We start from the raw sequence: 18,084 nt of genomic DNA, 5'->3' as shown, positions 1-18,084 counted from the left end.
CAAAGAACCGAATCCTAACCGAGTGGTTGCAGATACACCACCGCCAGCGGCGGCAAAGTCAGGCCCAATGAATGGCCATGCCCATGGCGTGCCAGCGCTTCACTGTGCAGTTCAGTATTGCCGGCATTGCTGCCGCCGTACCAGTTCGAGTCGGTGTTGAGAATCTCCCGATAGCTGCCGGCTTGCGGCACGCCAATGCGATAGTTGTGGCGAACCACGGGGGTGAAGTTGCACACCACCACCACGAACTGGCCGTTGTTGTCATAGCGAACAAAGCTCAGGATGGAATTATCGTGATCGTCCGGCTGGATCCACTGGAAGCCGCGCGGTTCGACATCCGCCTGATACAGGGCAGGCGTGCGCTGATAGAGATGGTTCAGATCCTTCACCAGCGTTTGCACGCCCTTGTGCCAGCCGATTTCGGTCAGGTGCCAATCCAGGCTTTCGTTGTGGTTCCACTCGCGTCCCTGTGCGAATTCACCGCCCATGAACAACAGCTTCTTGCCGGGGAAGGCCCACATGAAAGCGTAATAGGCACGCAGATTGGCAAACTGCTGCCAGGTATCGCCCGGCATGCGCGACAGGAGCGAACCCTTGCCGTGCACAACTTCGTCATGCGAGAGCGGCAGTACAAAGTTTTCCGAATAGGCATAGAGCATGCCGAAGGTGAGCTTGTTATGGTGATACTTGCGATGCACCGGATCCTGATGCATGTATTCGAGCGTATCGTGCATCCAGCCCATGTTCCACTTGTAGTGAAAACCCAGCCCACCCATGAACGGCGGCCGGCTCACCGACGGAAAAGCGGTCGATTCCTCCGCCAGCGTGATCGCCTCGGGGCGCTCGATGCCGACGATCTCGTTCATGCGGCGCAGGAAATCGATGGCTTCCAGATTTTCACGCCCACCGAACTCGTTCGGAATCCACTCGCCTTCCTTGCGTGAATAATCGCGGTACAGCATGGAGGCCACGGCATCGACACGCAAACCGTCCACGCCATAGCGCTCGATCCAGTAAAGCGCATTGCCAACCAGATAATTGCTCACCTCATTGCGACCGAAGTTGTAGATCAGCGTGTTCCAGTCCTGATGAAAACCTTCGCGCGGATCGGCATGTTCGAACAGATGCGTACCATCGAAATGCGCAAGGCCGTGCGCATCGGAGGGGAAATGTCCTGGCACCCAATCCAGGATCACGCCCAGCCCGGCCTCGTGCGCTTTGTCGACGAAATAGCGGAAATCCTCCGGACTGCCGAAACGCGAGGTCGGCGCATAGATGCCCAGTGGCTGATAGCCCCACGAACCGTCGAACGGATGCTCATTGATCGGCAGCAGTTCCAGATGGGTGAAGCCCATGTCACACGCGTACGGCACCAGCTCGTCGGCCAGTTCGTGCCAGCTCAGCCAGCGGTTAGCTTCATCGGGCTTGCGTCGCCACGATGCCAGATGCACTTCATAGATACTCACCGGTGCATCCAGGGCATTGGCCTTTTTCCGCACCGCATTTGAAGAAACGATAGGCGGGAGATGTGCCACTTTCGACGCCGTACCCGGGCGCAATTCGGCAGCCAATCCGTACGGGTCGGATTTAAGCTGGATCTGGCCATTGGCATCCAGAATCTCGAATTTGTACAGCGCACCCTCGGTTACACTGGGCAGAAAGATTTCCCATACGCCGCACTCACGCCGCGCACGCATCGGAAAACGCCGGCCATCCCAGCAACAGAAATCTCCCACGACCGACACCCGGCGCGCATTGGGCGCCCACACGGCGAAACGTACGCCGGCAATGCCTGCCATCTCGCACGGATGCGCGCCCATGCGCTCGAACGGCCGGTAGTGCGTACCTTCCGCCAGCAACCAGACATCCAGCTCGCCCAGCACCGGCGGAAAGCGGTAAGGATCGTCGATTTCCACATCCCAATCGCCCCAACGCACGCCCAGGCGATAATTCAGGCAGCTGGTTTGCGCCGGCAAGGTGCCTGCAAAAAAACCGCGCGCATCGATACGCGCCAGCTCGGCCAGTTCGCGCCCATCGTGCAACACGACACAGCGCTCGGCATTGGGCAGAAATGCGCGTACAACCTGGCGACTGCCTTCCTTGTGCAAGCCAAGAATGGAAAATGGATCGCCGTGGCGACCCTCGCAAATGGCAGATACCGCTTCATTGAACGTGGAGAAAGGCATGAAGAACTCGCGCAAGAGACAGACAACACCAGTATGGCATAAACCCGCCCAATTCATTAGGCGGCGCAAAGCGCCTATCCACGCGCAGACCAGACAGTGAAGTCATGCACCACAAAAAAGCAGTCACTCCCACCACAAACCCAAAACGGTGCACCCGGATATCACACAAGGGATTTCCAGAATGAATGCCGTGCGTATTCGGAGGTGGCGCGGGCTGCCACATTACAACTTTGATTGAAGCTGGCACGCCAATTGCTGAACCGGGCACATGAATCCGAATCTGCTTGCCAACGCCGCCATGAAGGCCAAATCGCAATCCTCCTGTCCGTTGGCTTTCCCTGCGCCAGATGACCAAGCGGCTACCACACCTCACTCCGTGGCCTTTGGCGATTATCAACTGACCAGTCATTTCCAGCCGATCTATGGTCTGTCTGCGCAACGCCCGATTGGCTATGAAGCGCTGCTGCGCCCGCTGGCAGTCGATGGCACGCCGATCTCGCCCCTGGAGTTGCTCAACAGCTACGATGGCAGCCGACGCCAACAACTTGATCGGCTTTGCCACCACTTGCACATCAGCAATTTTCAGCACTTCCCGGATGAAGATGGCTGGCTGTTTCTGAACATGACCCCGGAAGTTTTCCTGCAGGCCAAGAGCATTCGCAACGAGGAATCGCTGGGTCGCATGCTGGGGACACTCGATTTTTCGCCACACCGGCTGGTCATCGAAGTACTGGAAGAGTCGGTCAAGAATCAGCAGGAATTTGAATCTGCCGTGGCATTTTTCCGCGAGATGGGTTGCCTGATCGCGCTGGATGACTTTGGTGCCGGCAGCTCCAACTTTGACCGGGTCTGGAAAATCCGGCCGCAGATCGTCAAGCTTGATCGCAATCTGATCGTCCAGGCCGCCGAGCAGAAACGTATCCGCCGCCTGCTGCCCCAGATCGTATCGCTGCTGCACGAAGCCGGCGCCATGGTACTGGCCGAAGGCGTCGAAACCGAGGAACAGGGCTATATCGCCCTGGATTCCGATATCGATTTTGTGCAGGGCTACTTGCTGGGGCGCCCTCAATCCCGTCTGGCCCAGCGCGGCAATGCCGAAATGGTGATCGACGACTTGTGGACCAGTTTCGAAACACGCATGAAGCAGGATCGCACCCAGCACAAGCAGGCGCTGGCACCCTACCTGAACGCGATCGGCTACGCTGCAGTGCTGCTGTCTGCCGGACGCAGCCTGGCTGAAGCCAGTGCCTCCTTTCTCGAACTGCCGCTGTCGGACTTCAGTTATCTGCTAGACCAGCATGGCAGACAGGTCGGGCTCAATCATTGGGCGCCGCACGCCACGCCGAATATCGACCCGCGACTGGCCCCACTGGCCGACACACGTGGCTCGCGCTGGTCCCGCCGCCCATACTTCAGGCGTGCCGTGGAGAATTTCGGCAAGGCTCAGGTCACACGTCCTTACTTGTCGTCCTCCAGCGCCGATCTATGCGTGACGGTTTCTGCCAGTTTCAAGCTCAATAGCAAGGTTCACGTTGTCTGCGGAGACGTACGCATTCCGCAACACCTGCTCGACTAGTCAAATCTTCCTGAACCATCACGGCAGTAAGGTTTTCCACCAAGTTGACACCAGAGATCAGCTCGCACTGATATATGGCACGATTTCTGCTGACAACACACTGCGCGCACCAAACTCAAAAAGACTTGCACCAATAATAAGCAGAGGGAAAAAATGGCTTTGAAAAGCGACTTGATGGACCTATCCAGCGAAGAGCGCAGTTGGCTTCCCTGGTTTGGCAAAACAGGCAAAATCGCGATGCGTTGGACTACCCGGCTCAACCGTCGGCGTTATCCATGGCTGGAAAATGCGTTCGAGGGCATTGCCCAGACCCGCGTCAAACTGCTCACGGATTGGGCCAACCAGCAATGGGCCCATCTTGACGGCTTTTCTCAGGCTTTGCCCGGCACCGATCAATTGGGCAATGACTGGCTATCCGCCCGGCTCAAGATCTGCCGCGATGCATCCGAATTGTTCGTACTCAACGCCGAAGGCAAGGTGCTGGCCTCCAGCTACCCGGCCCATGTTGGCAAAACCGATATCCCGTCGCGCGTGGTGGAGGCCGCCCGCAAGCAACGCTTCCTGTACGGCCCGTTCATCGACCCGCTGACCCAGCAGATCGGCCCGAGCACCTCCAACTTCCATGATGCCGTGACCCTGCTGTTCCTGCTGCCGGTGATGCGCGCCAACCAGTTGGCCGCCATCCTGTGCGCTCGCGTACCGAATGACGTGGTGGGTGATCTGATCCAGCGCGAAGGTGGCCATGTCTTCCATGAATCGGGCGACAACTATCTGTTCATGGCCAAGCCGGTGTTCGACCCCGCCATCCAGCCGGGCGTGGCGCTATCGCGCTCACGTTTTGAAGATCGTTCATTCTCGCTGGGCGACAACCTCAAGGATGGCGTGCACACCGATTTCGGTATGGTGCGCGTGCAGAACCATACCGAGCTTGAACTGGTCTTTACCGATCCAGCCACCCGCCAGCTGCATCCGGGCGTACGCGAAACTATCCGCAAGGGTCACAACCTGTATGTGAAATACCCCGGCTATTCCGACTACCGCCATATTCCGGTGATCGGCAAGGGGGTCACCTTCCAGCTACCGGGCTCGCCCGATACCTGGGGCATGATGTGCGAAGCTGATCTGGAAGAGGTCTACCGCGCGCGACCAACCAGTTATCGCGCCAGCAAGGCCTTGCTGCTGGCGGATCTGACAACGCTGGCAATAACAGCCGGATTCTGCTTTGCACTTGATCTGAGCGGACCACAAACCCTGCTGACCGTGGCCGGCAGCCTGGCCTTCACAGCCATCCTGTTCCATCGCCTGTACCTCAATCCGCTGTCTGCCCGTCTTAACGAGACGGCCCGCACGGTACAGACCGTGGCCGAAGGGGGCGGCAACCTGTCGATCCGCCTGCCCCGACCTAGCGAGCATCGCGATGAAATCACCGCTACGGCGCAGTGGATCAACAGCCTCATCGACAATATGGAAGGTCTGGTCGGGCGCGTGATCCGTATCAATGGCGATGTCAGTGGCGCCAATCAGGCGCAGATGCATGCCAGCGCCACCACGCGTACTCGCGCGCAGGAAGTACTGGATTCGATGCAGCACATTCTCGATTCGCTGGAAGAGCAGATGCTGGAAATCAATACGGCATCGTTGCAAGCCAACAACATGCGCGCCGATCTCGCGCGCACCTTTGCCGGCGCGCAAAAACAGTTCGAGGATCTGCAAGGCATGACCGGCACCATCCGCGAGCGCATCACCCATTCGGCCACAACCATTGGCGAATTGCAGCAGCGCACCACCGAAATCGACCAGATCGTGCTGGTGATCAAGGAAATTGCCGACCAGACCAACCTGCTCGCGCTCAATGCCGCAATCGAAGCCGCACGTGCGGGCGAATCCGGCAGGGGGTTTGCCGTGGTGGCCGATGAAGTGCGCAAGCTGGCCGAGCGCACCCGCAATGCCACGATGCAGATCGGCGGCATGATCGAAGGCGTGCAAGAACAGGCCGATCGTGCCGTCACCGCCATGCAAAGCGGCATGGGCGAACTGGAAGCCGGTCTGAAGCTGGCAGTGGAAAGCGCATCGGATCGCAGCGGCACTGAATCCATGGTGAACAATATCCTGGCCACGATCCAGCATATTGCGGCATCCAGCAACGCCCACAGCGAGCGCATCCGCTCGGTCGCCGGTACGGCCGAAACCATGCGTCATGCGCTCGACAGTTCCGAACATAGCCTGGCCGAAACCGCTGCCGCCGTGCATCAACTCGATGGTCTGGCGGCACAGTTCAAGGTCGCCGCTGCCCAGTAGCACCCATGACCCGAACAGCGCCCTGGCAACATCAGCCTGGCGCTGTTCGAGCCAACGTAAAGATGTCTCACCCCGAGCATGGCATTCCCGAGTAAAATAACGGGTTTTACAGGGAATGCCATAGCTGCCATGTTCGCCCGCCTGCGTGAAAACATTCGCGTGGTCTTCGACCGCGATCCTGCCGCCCGCTCGACGCTGGAGGTATTGATCTGCTATCCCGGCTTTCACGCGCTGACCCTGCACCTCGTTTCTCATGGCCTGTGGAAGCGAAACTGGAAGCTGATGGCGCGTTTTGTCTCGCATCTCTCGCGTTTTCTCACCGGTATCGAAATCCATCCGGGAGCCACCATCGGCCGCCGTGTCTTTATCGACCATGGCATGGGCGTCGTGATCGGCGAAACCGCCGAAATCGGCGATGACTGCACGCTGTACCATGGCGTGACGCTGGGTGGCACCTCGTGGAAAGCCGGCAAACGCCACCCGACGCTGGAGCCTGGCGTCATCATCGGGGCCGGCGCCAAGGTACTCGGCCCGATCACCCTGCATGCCGGCAGCAAGGTCGGTTCCAATGCCGTGGTGGTCAAGGATGTACCGGCCGGCGCCACCGCTGTCGGCATCCCGGCACGCATTCTCGACAGCGAATCGGAACAGGTGCGCGAACAGAAAGCCGAGCGGCTCGGCTTTTCCGCCTACGGCATCTCCAGCGACATGAACGATCCGATGGTCAAGGCCATCCATGGCCTGCTCGATCACTCGGTCACGGCGGACAAGCGCATCGAATTGATCCTGGCCAAGCTCGAGCAGTTGGGCGTGAACTGCGAGGAAGAACGTGCCACGGCCGACAAGTTTGATCCCAACTATCTGAACAAGATTGTCGATTGATTTTCCCTTGCTCGACACGGGCAATAGTTGACTAAATAATCAGGCCTTTTAGTTGACTAAAACACTAGGATATTTTACGATCAGCTCAGATCGAAACGAAGCAAGGAAAGAATCATGCGCCTCACCACCAAAGGTCGTTTTGCTGTGACTGCCATGCTGGATCTGGCAATGCGCACCCAGGGCGGCCCGGTTACGCTGGCTGGGATCAGCGAACGCCAGGGCATTTCGTTATCCTATCTGGAACAACTGTTCGGCAAGCTGCGCCGGCGCAATCTGGTGGATTCGGTGCGCGGCCCTGGTGGCGGTTACTGCCTGGCCCGCCCGATCAACGAAATCACCGTTGCCGACATCGTCGTGGCCGTCGATGAACCACTCGACGCCACGCAATGTGCCGGCGGCCACAACTGCCACGACGAGCAGACCTGCATGACGCACGATCTGTGGGAAGGCTTGAACAACGCCATATATCAATACCTGGAGTCGGTGACGCTATCGCAACTGATCGAGCACTTCGAAGCACGTCAACGCGGCGAAAACGTCATCCAGTTCGAACAACGCATCGGCCGCATCACCGAGGCGGCAGCGCGCGTCAATGCCCATTGAAAAAGGTAAGCCCATGAGCAAGATGCCCATCTATCTTGATTACTCGGCCACGACACCGGTCGATCCGCGCGCGGCGGAGAAAATGATTCCCTGGCTGACCGAACACTTTGGCAATCCGGCCTCGCGCTCGCATGCCTATGGCTGGGAAGCCGAAGCTGCCGTGGAAGAGGCCCGCGAACAGGTTGCCCGCCTGGTCAACTGCGATGCCAAGGAAATTGTCTGGACCAGTGGTGCCACCGAATCCAACAATCTGGCCCTCAAGGGCGCGGCGCATTTCTATCAGAGCAAGGGACGCCACATCATCACGGTCAAGACCGAGCACAAGGCCGTGCTTGATACCGTACGCGAACTGGAACGCCAAGGCTTTGAAGCCACCTATCTGGACGTGCAGGAAAATGGCCTGCTTGATCTGGACGTACTCAAGGCTGCCATCCGCCCGGATACCATCATTATCTCGGTGATGGCGGTCAACAATGAAATCGGCGTAATTCAGGATATCGCAGCCATTGGCGATTTGTGCCGTGAACGCGGCATCATCTTCCACGTTGATGCTGCGCAGGCTACCGGCAAGATGCCGATCGACCTGGCCACGCTCAAGGTCGATCTGATGAGTTTCTCCGCGCACAAGACCTACGGCCCCAAGGGCATTGGTGCGCTGTATATCCGCCGCAAGCCGCGCGTGCGCCTGGAAGCGCAGATGCATGGCGGTGGCCATGAGCGTGGTTTCCGCTCCGGTACGCTGGCCACGCACCAGATCATTGGCATGGGCGAGGCCTTCCGCATCGCCCGCGAAGAAATGGCCAGCGAGAACGAACGCATCCGCATGCTGCGCGATCGCCTGAGAGATGGCCTGGCCGATATCGAGGAAGTGCATTTCAACGGCGACATGCAACAGCGTGTGGTACACAACCTGAACGTGAGCTTCAACTTCGTCGAAGGCGAATCGCTGATCATGGCACTGAAGGAGCTGGCGGTGTCCAGCGGCTCCGCCTGTACCTCGGCCAGCCTGGAACCTTCCTATGTATTGCGCGCACTTGGCCGCTCGGATGAACTGGCGCACTCATCGATCCGCTTCTCGATCGGACGTTTCACCACCGAAGCCGATATCGATTTCGCAGTGAAACTGATCCACGAAAAGATCGGCAAATTGCGCGAACTCTCGCCGCTGTGGGAGATGTACAAGGATGGTGTGGATATCGGCAGCGTGCAATGGGCGGCGCATTAAAGACTGTGAACACGTGGGACAGTGGACAGGTGAACGAGTAAACCCTTGTTCACAGCGGCGAAGCCGCTGACCTGTTCACTCGTTCACTGGCGACTGAAAGGAGCAAAAAATGGCATACAGCGAAAAAGTACTCGATCACTATGAACATCCGCGCAACGTCGGTTCGTTCGAAAAGGGTGACGATTCGGTAGGGACCGGCATGGTTGGCGCACCGGCATGTGGTGATGTCATGAAATTGCAGATCAAGGTTGGCGAAGATGGCGTGATTGAAGATGCCAAATTCAAGACCTACGGTTGCGGCTCGGCCATTGCCTCCTCCTCGCTCGTTACCGAGTGGGTCAAGGGCAAGACGCTGGACGAAGCGCTTGCGATCAAGAACACCCAGATCGCCGAAGAGCTGGCCTTGCCACCGGTCAAGATCCACTGCTCGATTCTGGCCGAAGATGCGATCAAGGCCGCAGTTACGGATTACAAGACAAAGCACAAGTAAACCTGGGAGTAGAGAGTAGGGAGTGGTAAGGGGAAACACCCTCGACTCCCCACTCCCCACTCCCCACTCTCTGGGGTTAACAATGGCACTGACACTGAGCGAAAAAGCCGCTGCCCATATCAGCAATTTCCTGACCAAGCGCGGCAAAGGCGTTGGCATTCGACTGGGCGTGAAAACTTCCGGCTGTTCCGGCATGGCCTACAAGCTGGAATTTGTTGATGAGCTGAATCCGGAAGATGTCGTATTTGAAAGCCATGGCGTCAAGATCATCACTGACGAAAAATCGCTTGCCTGGCTTGACGGCACCGAACTCGACTATGCGAAGGAAGGCCTGAACGAAGGCTTCAAGTTCCACAACCCCAACGTCAAGAACGAATGCGGGTGCGGGGAAAGCTTTAACGTCTGAACTGCGGTGAACCAGTGAATAAGTGAACATGTGAACGAGTCAGATCACATTCCACAAATTCACGCGTTCACCTGTTCACTACTTCACTTTGTTCACTGCCTTCGCCATGATCGACTTCACCCAAAACCACTTTGCCCTGTTTGGCCTCGCGCAGACTTTCACGCAGGACGTGCGCGATATCGAGGCACGTTATCGTGTGCTGGTAGCCGAGTGTCATCCTGATCGCAGTGCCGCCGGTGATGAAGCAGCCAAGCGCTTGGCGCTGCAGGCTTCCACGCAGGTCAACGAGGCTTGGCAAACCCTGAAAAATCCGCTGGCCCGTGCACGCTACCTGCTCAAGCTCAATGGCGTCGATACGCAGGAGGAAACCAATACGGCGATGCCGATTGATTTCCTCATGAACCAGATGCAGTGGCGCGAAGCCATTGAAGAAGCAAAGACCAGTCAGAATCTGGATCGGCTGGAGGAATTGAGCCGCGAGTTGCGTGCCGAGATCCATGCTTTCGAAGATAATCTGGGCGCATTGATCGACACCGAACGCAATTTCCCTGAAGCCGCGCTGGCGGTGCGCAAGCTGCGCTTTCTGGAAAAGCTGGAAGAAGAAATCAGCGATGCGATTGAACAGGTAATGTTTTAGGCGAGGCATGAAGCACTGGTGCATGCAGCGACTGCTGTGCACCAACGCATCACACCTCACCCCTAACCCCTCACGCCTCACACAAAATGGCCCTATTACAAATCTCCGAACCTGGCATGTTCGCCGCCCCCCATCAGCACCGCCTCGCTGTCGGCATCGACCTGGGCACGACCAATTCGCTGGTGGCCACCGTACGTAGCGGCACCACCGTTGTTCTGGGCGATGAAGAAGGCCACAGCCTGCTGCCTTCCGTGGTGCATTACGCGGCCGATGGCACCGCCACGGTCGGCCATGCCGCGCAGGCACGGCAAAATCGCGATCCGGCCAACACCATTGTTTCGGTCAAACGCTTCATGGGACGCGGTTTACAGGATATTGCCGATCTGGCCTCACCCTACCGCTTTGTCGAAGCGCCGGGCATGCTGCAGATCCGTACCGCTGCTGGCGTGAAGAGCCCGGTTGAAGTCTCGGCCGATATTCTGCGCACGTTGAAAATCCGGGCAGAAGAATCCCTCGGTGGCGAACTCGTCGGCGCGGTGATCACCGTGCCCGCCTACTTCGACGATGCGCAACGCCAGGCCACCAAGGATGCAGCCAAACTGGCCGGCCTTAATGTGCTGCGCCTGCTGAACGAACCGACCGCCGCAGCCATTGCCTACGGGCTCGACAACGGCGCCGAAGGCACTTACGTCATTTACGATCTGGGCGGCGGGACCTTCGATGTCTCCATCCTGGAACTCACGCGCGGCGTATTCGAAGTGCGTTCCACCTCGGGCGATACCCAGCTCGGCGGCGATGACTTCGACCACCGCCTGTATTGCTGGATTCTGGAAAAAGCCGGACTCTCCGGGCTCAACGACCAGGATGCCCGTCTGCTGCTGACCCACGCACGTGAAGCCAAGGAAGCGCTGACAGAACACAATTCGACGCGCGTTTCGGCCATTCTTTCCGATGGCCGTGCTGTCGATCTGGAAATTCCGGCGCATTGCTTCCACACCATGACTGCGCATCTGGTTCAGAAAACCATCCTGCCGGTACGCAAAGCATTGCGCGATGCCAAGCTGGCAGTGGAAGACATCAAGGGTGTGGTGCTGGTAGGCGGCGCCACGCGCATGCCGCATATCCGCAAGGCCGTGGCCGACTTCTTCAAGATGGAACCGCTGACCAACCTCGACCCGGACAAGGTGGTCGCGCTGGGTGCGGCGATGCAGGCCAATGTGCTGGCCGGCAACCGTGGCGAGGATGACTGGCTGCTGCTTGATGTGATCCCGCTTTCGCTTGGCCTGGAAACCATGGGGGGACTGGTCGAGAAGATCATCCCGCGCAACAGCACCATTCCGACCGCACGCGCGCAGGAATTCACCACATTCAAGGAAGGCCAGACCGCCATGGCCTTCCATGTACTGCAAGGCGAGCGCGAGCTGGTCAGTGACTGTCGCTCGCTGGCGCGCTTCGAGCTGCGCGGCATTCCACCCATGGCAGCCGGCGCGGCACGCATCCGCGTTACCTTCCAGGTCGATGCCGATGGTCTGCTTTCAGTCTCGGCACAGGAACAATCGACCGGCATTGAATCGCATATCGTCGTCAAGCCAAGCTACGGGCTATCGGACGAGGACATTACCCGCATGCTGACCGACTCGATGCAGCATGCCGAGGATGACAAGCTGGCGCGCAAACTGGCTGAGGCACGCGTGGAAGCGGAGAGCATCCTGAACGCCATCAACAGCGCCCTGGCCGTCGATGGCGACCTGCTCAACACCGACGAACGCGCTGCAATCGACCAAGCCGTCGCCGCACTGCAGACCGTTGCAGGCACTGACGATGCGGATGCCATTGCTGCCGCGACTGAAGCCCTGAACCATGCCAGCAGCGAATTTGCCGCCCGGCGCATGGACAAGGCGGTGCAGACCGGCCTGGCCGGACATAAAGTGGAAGAAATCGGCTGAAAGGAACCTGTGATGCCACAAATCGTTGTCCTGCCCCATGCCACCCTATGCCCGAACGGTGCGGTTATTGAAGCGCAAACGGGCGAACTGGTGATCGATGCCTTGCTGGAAAACGGTATCGAGATCGAACATGCCTGCGAAAAATCGTGCGCCTGTACCACCTGTCACGTGATCGTGCGCGAAGGTTTTGACAGCCTGAACGAGGCAGATGAACTTGAAGATGACCAGCTCGACAAAGCCTGGGGGCTGGAGGCCACCTCACGACTTTCCTGCCAGACCGTAGTCGGCAGCGAAGATCTGGTGATCGAGCTGCCCAAGTACACGATCAATCTCGCACGAGAACATCACTGAAACCGGGAATGGGGAGTCGTAAATGGGGAATGGGCAAACCACTCCCAACCCTCCATCCCACGATAGCCGGAGATAACCCATGAAATGGACTGATTCCCGCCTCATTGCCATTGAACTTTCCGAGGCACACCCGGAAGTCGACCCGAAAACCATCAACTTCGTGGACCTGATGAAATGGGTCATTGCACTGCCCGATTTCAACGACGATCCCAAGCACTGCGGCGAGAAAATCCTGGAAGCCATTCAACTGGCCTGGATGGATGAAGCCGAGTAACTGCCGGATATGATTGGCTCGCCCCAAAACAAAGCCCGTCAATGCAAGTCGACGGGCTTTTTGCTGCTCGGCAGAATTACTTGGGAGCTGGCGTCGAAGCCTGAGGCGCCCACCCGCCGCGCGGACCAGGCCCGTAACCGCGACCATCCGGACCGGAACCACGACCGCCGCGCATCATGCCTTGCTTGCCTTGGCGCTTGGCTTGGCGCTCTTCCACGCTGATCTTGCCATCCTTGTTGGTATCCATGGCATCAAAGCGCTCCTGCGCATACTTCATATGCTGCTCACGTGTCATTTCCACCGGCATGCCTGCGCCAGGACCCATGCCACGACCTTTGCGGTTGGCAGCACGTTCTTCGCTGGTGATCTTGCCATCCTTGTTGGCATCCAGCGCATTGAAGCGATCTTCGGCAAACTTCATGTGCTGCGCGCGCGTCACTTCCGCCGGCATCGACGCACCGGGGCCCATGCCGCGTCCTTTACGCTGGGTTGCACGTTCATCGGCGGTAATCTTGCCATCCTTGTTGGTATCCAGCGCATTGAAGCGGTCTTCCGCATATTTCATGTGCTGTTCCTTGGTCATTTCCTGCTGGTTGAAACGCGGTGCCGAGGCAGGGCCTGCGGCAATGGCTGGATAGGCCAGCGCCACAGCGGCAGAAATCAGCAAGGTTTTGATGAGCGTGTTCATGGTCATACTCCTTTACAATCCGTGTTTTCCAATTTGCTTGAATCGTTTATCGCGCGATTGAGCAATTAACGCCGATGCCATGGAAGCGGTTGACACGGCTGCCCATTTTTTTGAAAAGGAATACCGATGACTTTTGCCGAAACACTCGCCAGCCTGCCCGCCATCGACCATCTGGCAGCCATTGAACTACTGGATCGCAACGAGGTGCTGGCACGCATCGAAAACAAACCGGGCCAGGCTGGCAGCCTGCGCGTCTATCACGCGCTCTACCAGGAATTCGGTGCCATTGATGCGCTAGCGGCGGATAAAGGATTGCGCCTGTATGGCGAACACACGGCCGACGCCATCACTAATCCGGGCAAGCATCCGAATATCGACCGATTGATTGCATTGGCAGAAGGAGGCCAACCGTTGGCGGTACGGCTGATCCAGAACGATTGATCAGACCCATTGAGGTTTCAAGAAGTCGTCATTCCGGCGCAGGCCGGAATCCAGGATGGATTGCCTGGGCCCCGGCCTGCGCCGGGGTGACGAGCTAGAACCTGTCCAAAACATGACAAGGCCGGATCAATAGAGTCTACCTAGGCATGATCTGAATCGGAAACCAGCGGTCATAGGCCAGATTGTAGAAAAACGCGTAGATCACGTAGAAAACCACGAAGCCGATATCCAGCAGCAAGGCATCAATCAAGCCCATCGCAAGCGTATGGGCAATCACCGGCAGGGTCAGCAGCAGCAGGCCCAGCTCAAAACACACCGCGTGCAGCATCCGCTCCATGTACGTCTTTTCCAGCCTGCCCAGCCACGACAGCATCAGTCTGTCGACCCAGAGGTTGTACAGGTAATTCCAGGCGGTTGCCGCTATGGAAATGGCAATGCCCACCACACCCATATGCGCCATATCGCTGCCGGTGATCCAGCTTGCCAGCGGAATGCACAACAGCAAGCCAATCACCTCAAAGCCGATGGCATGGCGTATTCGATCAGAACCGGTTCTCACGGAAATAGCCTTCAAGCAGATTATTCAGCCTGCAATCTACCACCCTGATAAGATGAAAGTTAGTTAAACATCATCACTAAAACAGATAGATGAACCTCTCTCTCGAACAGCTCCGCACCCTGCATGCCGTAGCGCAAACCGGATCTTTCTCTGCGGCCGCCAGGAAGCTGGGCAAGGTGCAATCGGCCATCAGCACCACCATGGCCAATCTGGAGATCGACCTTGGCCTGACCCTGTTCGACCGCAGCGGGCATACCCCCAGGCTGACCGCAGCCGGGGAACGGATTCTTCAGGAAGCCAGGCAAGTCCTGGCGCAATGCGCGCATATCGAAACACTGGCAGCAGAACTGGCCGGAGGATGTGAACCCGCGCTGACGCTGGCGGTTGACGATGCCGCCCAGCTCCCCTGGCTTGCACCGGTGCTGCACGCATTTTCCGACCAATTCCCGACCGTTGAACTGGAGTTGCTTTTTCCGCACATGGGCGATCTATGCAGCATGCTGGTATCGGGCAGAGCGCATCTCGGCATTGGCTACCACCTTGGCCAATACCCCGCCGATATTCACCGTCAGCAACTGACCCGGGTCTGTTTTCCAGTTGTGGTATCCGTTACCCACCCGCTGGCGTCCCTGCCCGCGCCCACGTTGGTCGATCTGCGGCAATCACGCCAGATTCTGATTACCAACCGCCAGGGCGAAAAAGACCTCGACCGCTTCCGCCATGCGCGTGATGTCTGGTGGGTGGAAGGTGATCAGGGTGTGCTGGATCTGGTCAAGCGTGGTTTCGGCTGGGCAGCCGTGCCGGAATTTCTGCTGCCCGACAGTCTCGAAAACGGGGAAATCATGATCTTGCCCATCGACCTGCCCGGCACCGGCTCAGGTTTTGAACTTGAACTGCTGCACTCGCGCAACCTGGCCTTGGGAAAGGCGGGGCGCTGGCTCAGGCAAGTATTGCTGGATAACTGGCAACCAGCATCCACCCCGGACTCTGCCATGCGGCATATGGGCCACGCACGGTAACGGCGACGTTGCGCGCGCCCAAATAACAAAACCCGCAGCATTCAAGACTGCGGGTTTTGTTTCGAGAAGCCACAGTATGATCAATTTTGCGGCAATGGCTTCTTCGGCGGCAGGAACAGGGCTGCAATCTGCTGCGGACGCTTGGCCAGCGTGGCGCGTGGCGTTTCGATGCGAACTTCCCCCATCAGGGCCGCGCCTGGCGTGGCACGCCCAACCGGAGGCAAGGGATGCGTGCCGGGAGAGAAACCAGGCACCGGCACCAGCTGCAGATCCTTCTTGATCAGCTTCTTGATGGCATCGAAATACTTGTCGTCTTCCGGCGTCACAAAGGAAATCGCCACACCGGAGGCACCGGCACGGCCGGTGCGACCAATGCGGTGCACGTAGTCTTCGGCATTGTGCGGCAGATCGTAGTTGACTACGAACGGCAGATCGGTAATGTCCAGCCCGCGCGCAGCCACGTCGGTAGCTACCAGGATCGGCAGTTTGCCTTCCTTGAACTGTGCCATGATATCCAGTCGGGCCGACTGCAGGCGGTCGCCGTGAATGGCCTCAACGCTAAAGCGATCGCGCTTGAGATCGCGCGCCAGTTGATCGGCGCCCTGCTTGGTGCGGCAGAACACGATGACCTGCGACATGGCATGCGTGCGGATCAGGTGTGCGAGCAGTGCTTTTTTCTTGAAGCTCTCGACCGGGTGCAATTCCTGCAGGACCGACTCATTGGTCGAATTCTGCCGCGCCACCTCGATGGTTTCCGGGCTCTTGAGGAAATCGTTCGCCAGTTTCTTGATTTCCGGCGAGAAAGTCGCAGAGAACAGCAGGGTCTGCTTGCGCCCGGTCAGCAATGCCATGATGCGCAGGATATCGGGCATGAAGCCCATGTCCAGCATGCGATCAGCCTCGTCGAGCACCAGCATTTCGACCGAACCCAGCGCCACGGTCTTTTGCTGCACATGATCCAGCAGGCGTCCAGGCGTTGCCACCAGCACTTCCACCCCGCTGCGCAAGGTTTTCACCTGATCGTCCATGCCCACGCCGCCGAATACCACGGCTGAGCGCAGCGGCAGGTATTTGCTGTAGGCGGTGACATTGGCGAACACCTGATCCGCCAGCTCGCGGGTCGGGGTCAGAATCAGGGCACGGACCGGGTGGCGGGCTGGTGAAACGCTGGTATTGGCTTGCGGAGCGAGACGGGTGAGGATCGGCAAGGTAAATGCAGCGGTCTTGCCAGTGCCGGTCTGCGCTGCACCCAGCACATCACGACCATTCAAAACGACCGGGATCGCCTTGGCCTGAATCGGGGTAGGATTTTCATAGCCTTGTTCGGCTACCGCCTTGAGCACTTGCGGGTCGAGCCCAAGTTCGGCAAAACTCATGTTCATTCAATTCCTTGCATAAAAAAACAGTTCGCAGTCATGTCGACGCGAAAGCAGCAGATTCTACACTAACGCAGCAGCCACCCATACCATAAATCCAGCCGGGCGGCACCCTTCCAGCACCGCAAGCGCGGCCCGCAGCCAGTCTCGTGCGCCGGGCGCGGCTGCAATCGGCTAAACTAGCGCAATTGTTGCCTGTGAGTATTACCGATGTTCGACCAAGCCGCTCAAAGCCTTTTCACCGTGCGCGATCTGCTGCGTTTTTCCATCAGCCGCTTTCGCGAAGCCGGGCTACATTTTGGCCATGGCTGCACCAATGCGCGTGACGAAGCCGCTTACCTGATTCTGCACACCCTGCATCTGCCGCATGATGAACTTGAGCCCTTCCTGGATGCGCGCTTGCTGCCGCAGGAAATTCGGGCGGTGCTGGATGTGATCCATGAACGGGTACATACCCGCAAGCCTGCAGCCTATCTCACGCATGAGGCTTGGCTGGGCGATTACCGCTTCTATGTGGACGAGCGTGTGATCGTGCCGCGTTCGTTCATCGCCGAGATTATGCTCAACGATGGGTTGGCACCGTGGATCGAATACCCAGAACTGGTTCATCGCGCGCTCGACCTGTGCACCGGCTCGGGCTGCCTGGCCATTCTGGCGGCAGAACACTTCCCCGATGCAGAAGTCGATGCCGTGGATATCTCGCACGATGCGCTCGATGTGGCGCAGATCAACGTGGGCGAGTACGGGCTGAAATCACGCGTTCGCCTGCTGCAGTCCGATGTATTCACTGCGGTCGAAGACGAAACCTATGACCTGATCATCTCCAACCCGCCCTATGTCGACGCGCCTTCGGTCGCCGAACTGCCGCAGGAATACCTGCACGAACCGGAAGAATCATTGGGTAGCGGCGAGGATGGGCTGGATGTCACCCGCGTGATCCTGGAACGCGCCACCGATTTTCTCAATCCGTTCGGTGTGCTGGTGGTAGAGATCGGCCACAACCGCGAAGTGCTGGAAGAGAACTACCCGCAACTTCCGTTCGTGTGGCTGGATACGGCATCTGGCGACGGATTTGTCTTCCTCTTGACGCGAGAAATGCTGGAAGAGGCAGGCTTCTAAGAAATTTG

At 58.3% G+C, this 18,084-nt stretch carries 17 protein-coding genes and 1 pseudogene; 14 read left to right on the top strand and 4 right to left on the bottom strand.

Going from position 1 to position 18,084, the window contains the following annotated elements; genetic code table 11:
* Window positions 1–14 precede the first annotated feature (14 nt).
* Window positions 15–2,165, bottom strand: a pseudogene (gene glgB, locus AC0KVQ_RS01345) (1,4-alpha-glucan branching protein GlgB); the annotation flags it as partial.
* 289 nt (window positions 2,166–2,454) lie between these two features.
* On the opposite strand from glgB, the gene AC0KVQ_RS01340 reads away from it, so the two are divergent.
* The 11 genes from AC0KVQ_RS01340 to iscX all read left to right on the top strand — a co-directional run bounded on the left by AC0KVQ_RS01340 (window position 2,455) and on the right by iscX (window position 12,874).
* Window positions 2,455–3,762: an EAL domain-containing protein gene (locus AC0KVQ_RS01340; protein WP_473419296.1), complete on the top strand. Its 1,308-nt coding sequence runs from the start codon at window positions 2,455–2,457 to the stop codon at window positions 3,760–3,762.
* A gap of 153 nt (window positions 3,763–3,915) precedes the next feature.
* Window positions 3,916–6,060 (top strand): methyl-accepting chemotaxis protein, encoded by a 2,145-nt coding sequence (locus AC0KVQ_RS01335; RefSeq protein WP_473419295.1) that lies wholly within the window; start codon window positions 3,916–3,918, stop codon window positions 6,058–6,060.
* A 129-nt stretch (window positions 6,061–6,189) separates the two neighbouring features.
* A complete protein-coding gene (gene cysE, locus AC0KVQ_RS01330) occupies window positions 6,190–6,942 on the top strand; it encodes a serine O-acetyltransferase (RefSeq protein WP_473419294.1) in 753 nt (250 codons plus the stop codon).
* A 114-nt stretch (window positions 6,943–7,056) separates the two neighbouring features.
* A complete protein-coding gene (gene iscR / locus AC0KVQ_RS01325; protein ID WP_473419293.1) occupies window positions 7,057–7,545 on the top strand; it encodes a Fe-S cluster assembly transcriptional regulator IscR in 489 nt (162 codons plus the stop codon).
* 13 nt (window positions 7,546–7,558) lie between these two features.
* A complete protein-coding gene (locus AC0KVQ_RS01320) occupies window positions 7,559–8,770 on the top strand; it encodes an IscS subfamily cysteine desulfurase (protein WP_473419292.1) in 1,212 nt (403 codons plus the stop codon).
* A 109-nt stretch (window positions 8,771–8,879) separates the two neighbouring features.
* Window positions 8,880–9,260, top strand: a complete 381-nt coding sequence (gene iscU, locus AC0KVQ_RS01315; protein ID WP_473419291.1) for a Fe-S cluster assembly scaffold IscU — start codon at window positions 8,880–8,882, stop codon at window positions 9,258–9,260.
* Window positions 9,261–9,342: 82 nt separating this feature from the next.
* Complete coding sequence (gene iscA, locus AC0KVQ_RS01310) at window positions 9,343–9,666, top strand: iron-sulfur cluster assembly protein IscA (protein WP_473419290.1); 324 nt, start codon at window positions 9,343–9,345, stop codon at window positions 9,664–9,666.
* Between the two features lie 106 nt (window positions 9,667–9,772).
* Entirely contained in the window at window positions 9,773–10,303 is a 531-nt protein-coding gene (hscB, locus tag AC0KVQ_RS01305) for a Fe-S protein assembly co-chaperone HscB (RefSeq protein ID WP_473419289.1), read from the top strand.
* Window positions 10,304–10,389: 86 nt separating this feature from the next.
* Complete coding sequence (hscA, locus tag AC0KVQ_RS01300) at window positions 10,390–12,249, top strand: Fe-S protein assembly chaperone HscA (RefSeq protein ID WP_473419288.1); 1,860 nt, start codon at window positions 10,390–10,392, stop codon at window positions 12,247–12,249.
* A 12-nt stretch (window positions 12,250–12,261) separates the two neighbouring features.
* Complete coding sequence (gene fdx, locus AC0KVQ_RS01295) at window positions 12,262–12,600, top strand: ISC system 2Fe-2S type ferredoxin (RefSeq protein ID WP_473419287.1); 339 nt, start codon at window positions 12,262–12,264, stop codon at window positions 12,598–12,600.
* A 79-nt stretch (window positions 12,601–12,679) separates the two neighbouring features.
* A complete protein-coding gene (gene iscX, locus AC0KVQ_RS01290) occupies window positions 12,680–12,874 on the top strand; it encodes a Fe-S cluster assembly protein IscX (protein WP_473419286.1) in 195 nt (64 codons plus the stop codon).
* Window positions 12,875–12,950: 76 nt separating this feature from the next.
* Here iscX and AC0KVQ_RS01285 read toward each other — a convergent pair whose 3' ends face one another.
* On the bottom strand, window positions 12,951–13,562 hold the full coding sequence (locus AC0KVQ_RS01285) for an EF-hand domain-containing protein (protein WP_473419285.1): 612 nt from the start codon (window positions 13,560–13,562) through the stop codon (window positions 12,951–12,953).
* A gap of 126 nt (window positions 13,563–13,688) precedes the next feature.
* Between AC0KVQ_RS01285 and AC0KVQ_RS01280 the strand changes: the two genes are divergently transcribed.
* Window positions 13,689–14,003 carry a DUF2322 family protein gene (locus tag AC0KVQ_RS01280; protein WP_473419284.1) on the top strand — a complete coding sequence of 105 codons (315 nt, stop codon included), beginning with the start codon at window positions 13,689–13,691 and terminating at the stop codon, window positions 14,001–14,003.
* A gap of 136 nt (window positions 14,004–14,139) precedes the next feature.
* Here AC0KVQ_RS01280 and AC0KVQ_RS01275 read toward each other — a convergent pair whose 3' ends face one another.
* Window positions 14,140–14,562 (bottom strand): PACE efflux transporter, encoded by a 423-nt coding sequence (locus tag AC0KVQ_RS01275; RefSeq protein WP_473419283.1) that lies wholly within the window; start codon window positions 14,560–14,562, stop codon window positions 14,140–14,142.
* 89 nt (window positions 14,563–14,651) lie between these two features.
* Here AC0KVQ_RS01275 and AC0KVQ_RS01270 point away from each other — a divergent pair, with 89 nt between their 5' ends.
* A complete protein-coding gene (locus tag AC0KVQ_RS01270; protein WP_473419282.1) occupies window positions 14,652–15,581 on the top strand; it encodes a LysR family transcriptional regulator in 930 nt (309 codons plus the stop codon).
* A gap of 80 nt (window positions 15,582–15,661) precedes the next feature.
* Here AC0KVQ_RS01270 and AC0KVQ_RS01265 read toward each other — a convergent pair whose 3' ends face one another.
* On the bottom strand, window positions 15,662–16,957 hold the full coding sequence (locus tag AC0KVQ_RS01265) for a DEAD/DEAH box helicase (protein ID WP_473419281.1): 1,296 nt from the start codon (window positions 16,955–16,957) through the stop codon (window positions 15,662–15,664).
* A 210-nt stretch (window positions 16,958–17,167) separates the two neighbouring features.
* On the opposite strand from AC0KVQ_RS01265, the gene prmB reads away from it, so the two are divergent.
* Entirely contained in the window at window positions 17,168–18,076 is a 909-nt protein-coding gene (gene prmB, locus AC0KVQ_RS01260; RefSeq protein WP_473419280.1) for a 50S ribosomal protein L3 N(5)-glutamine methyltransferase, read from the top strand.
* Window positions 18,077–18,084 lie beyond the last annotated feature (8 nt).

The sequence above is a fragment of the Formivibrio sp. oc-25 genome, from assembly GCF_055810895.1.
This window is presented reverse-complemented; position numbering and strand designations above follow the sequence as displayed.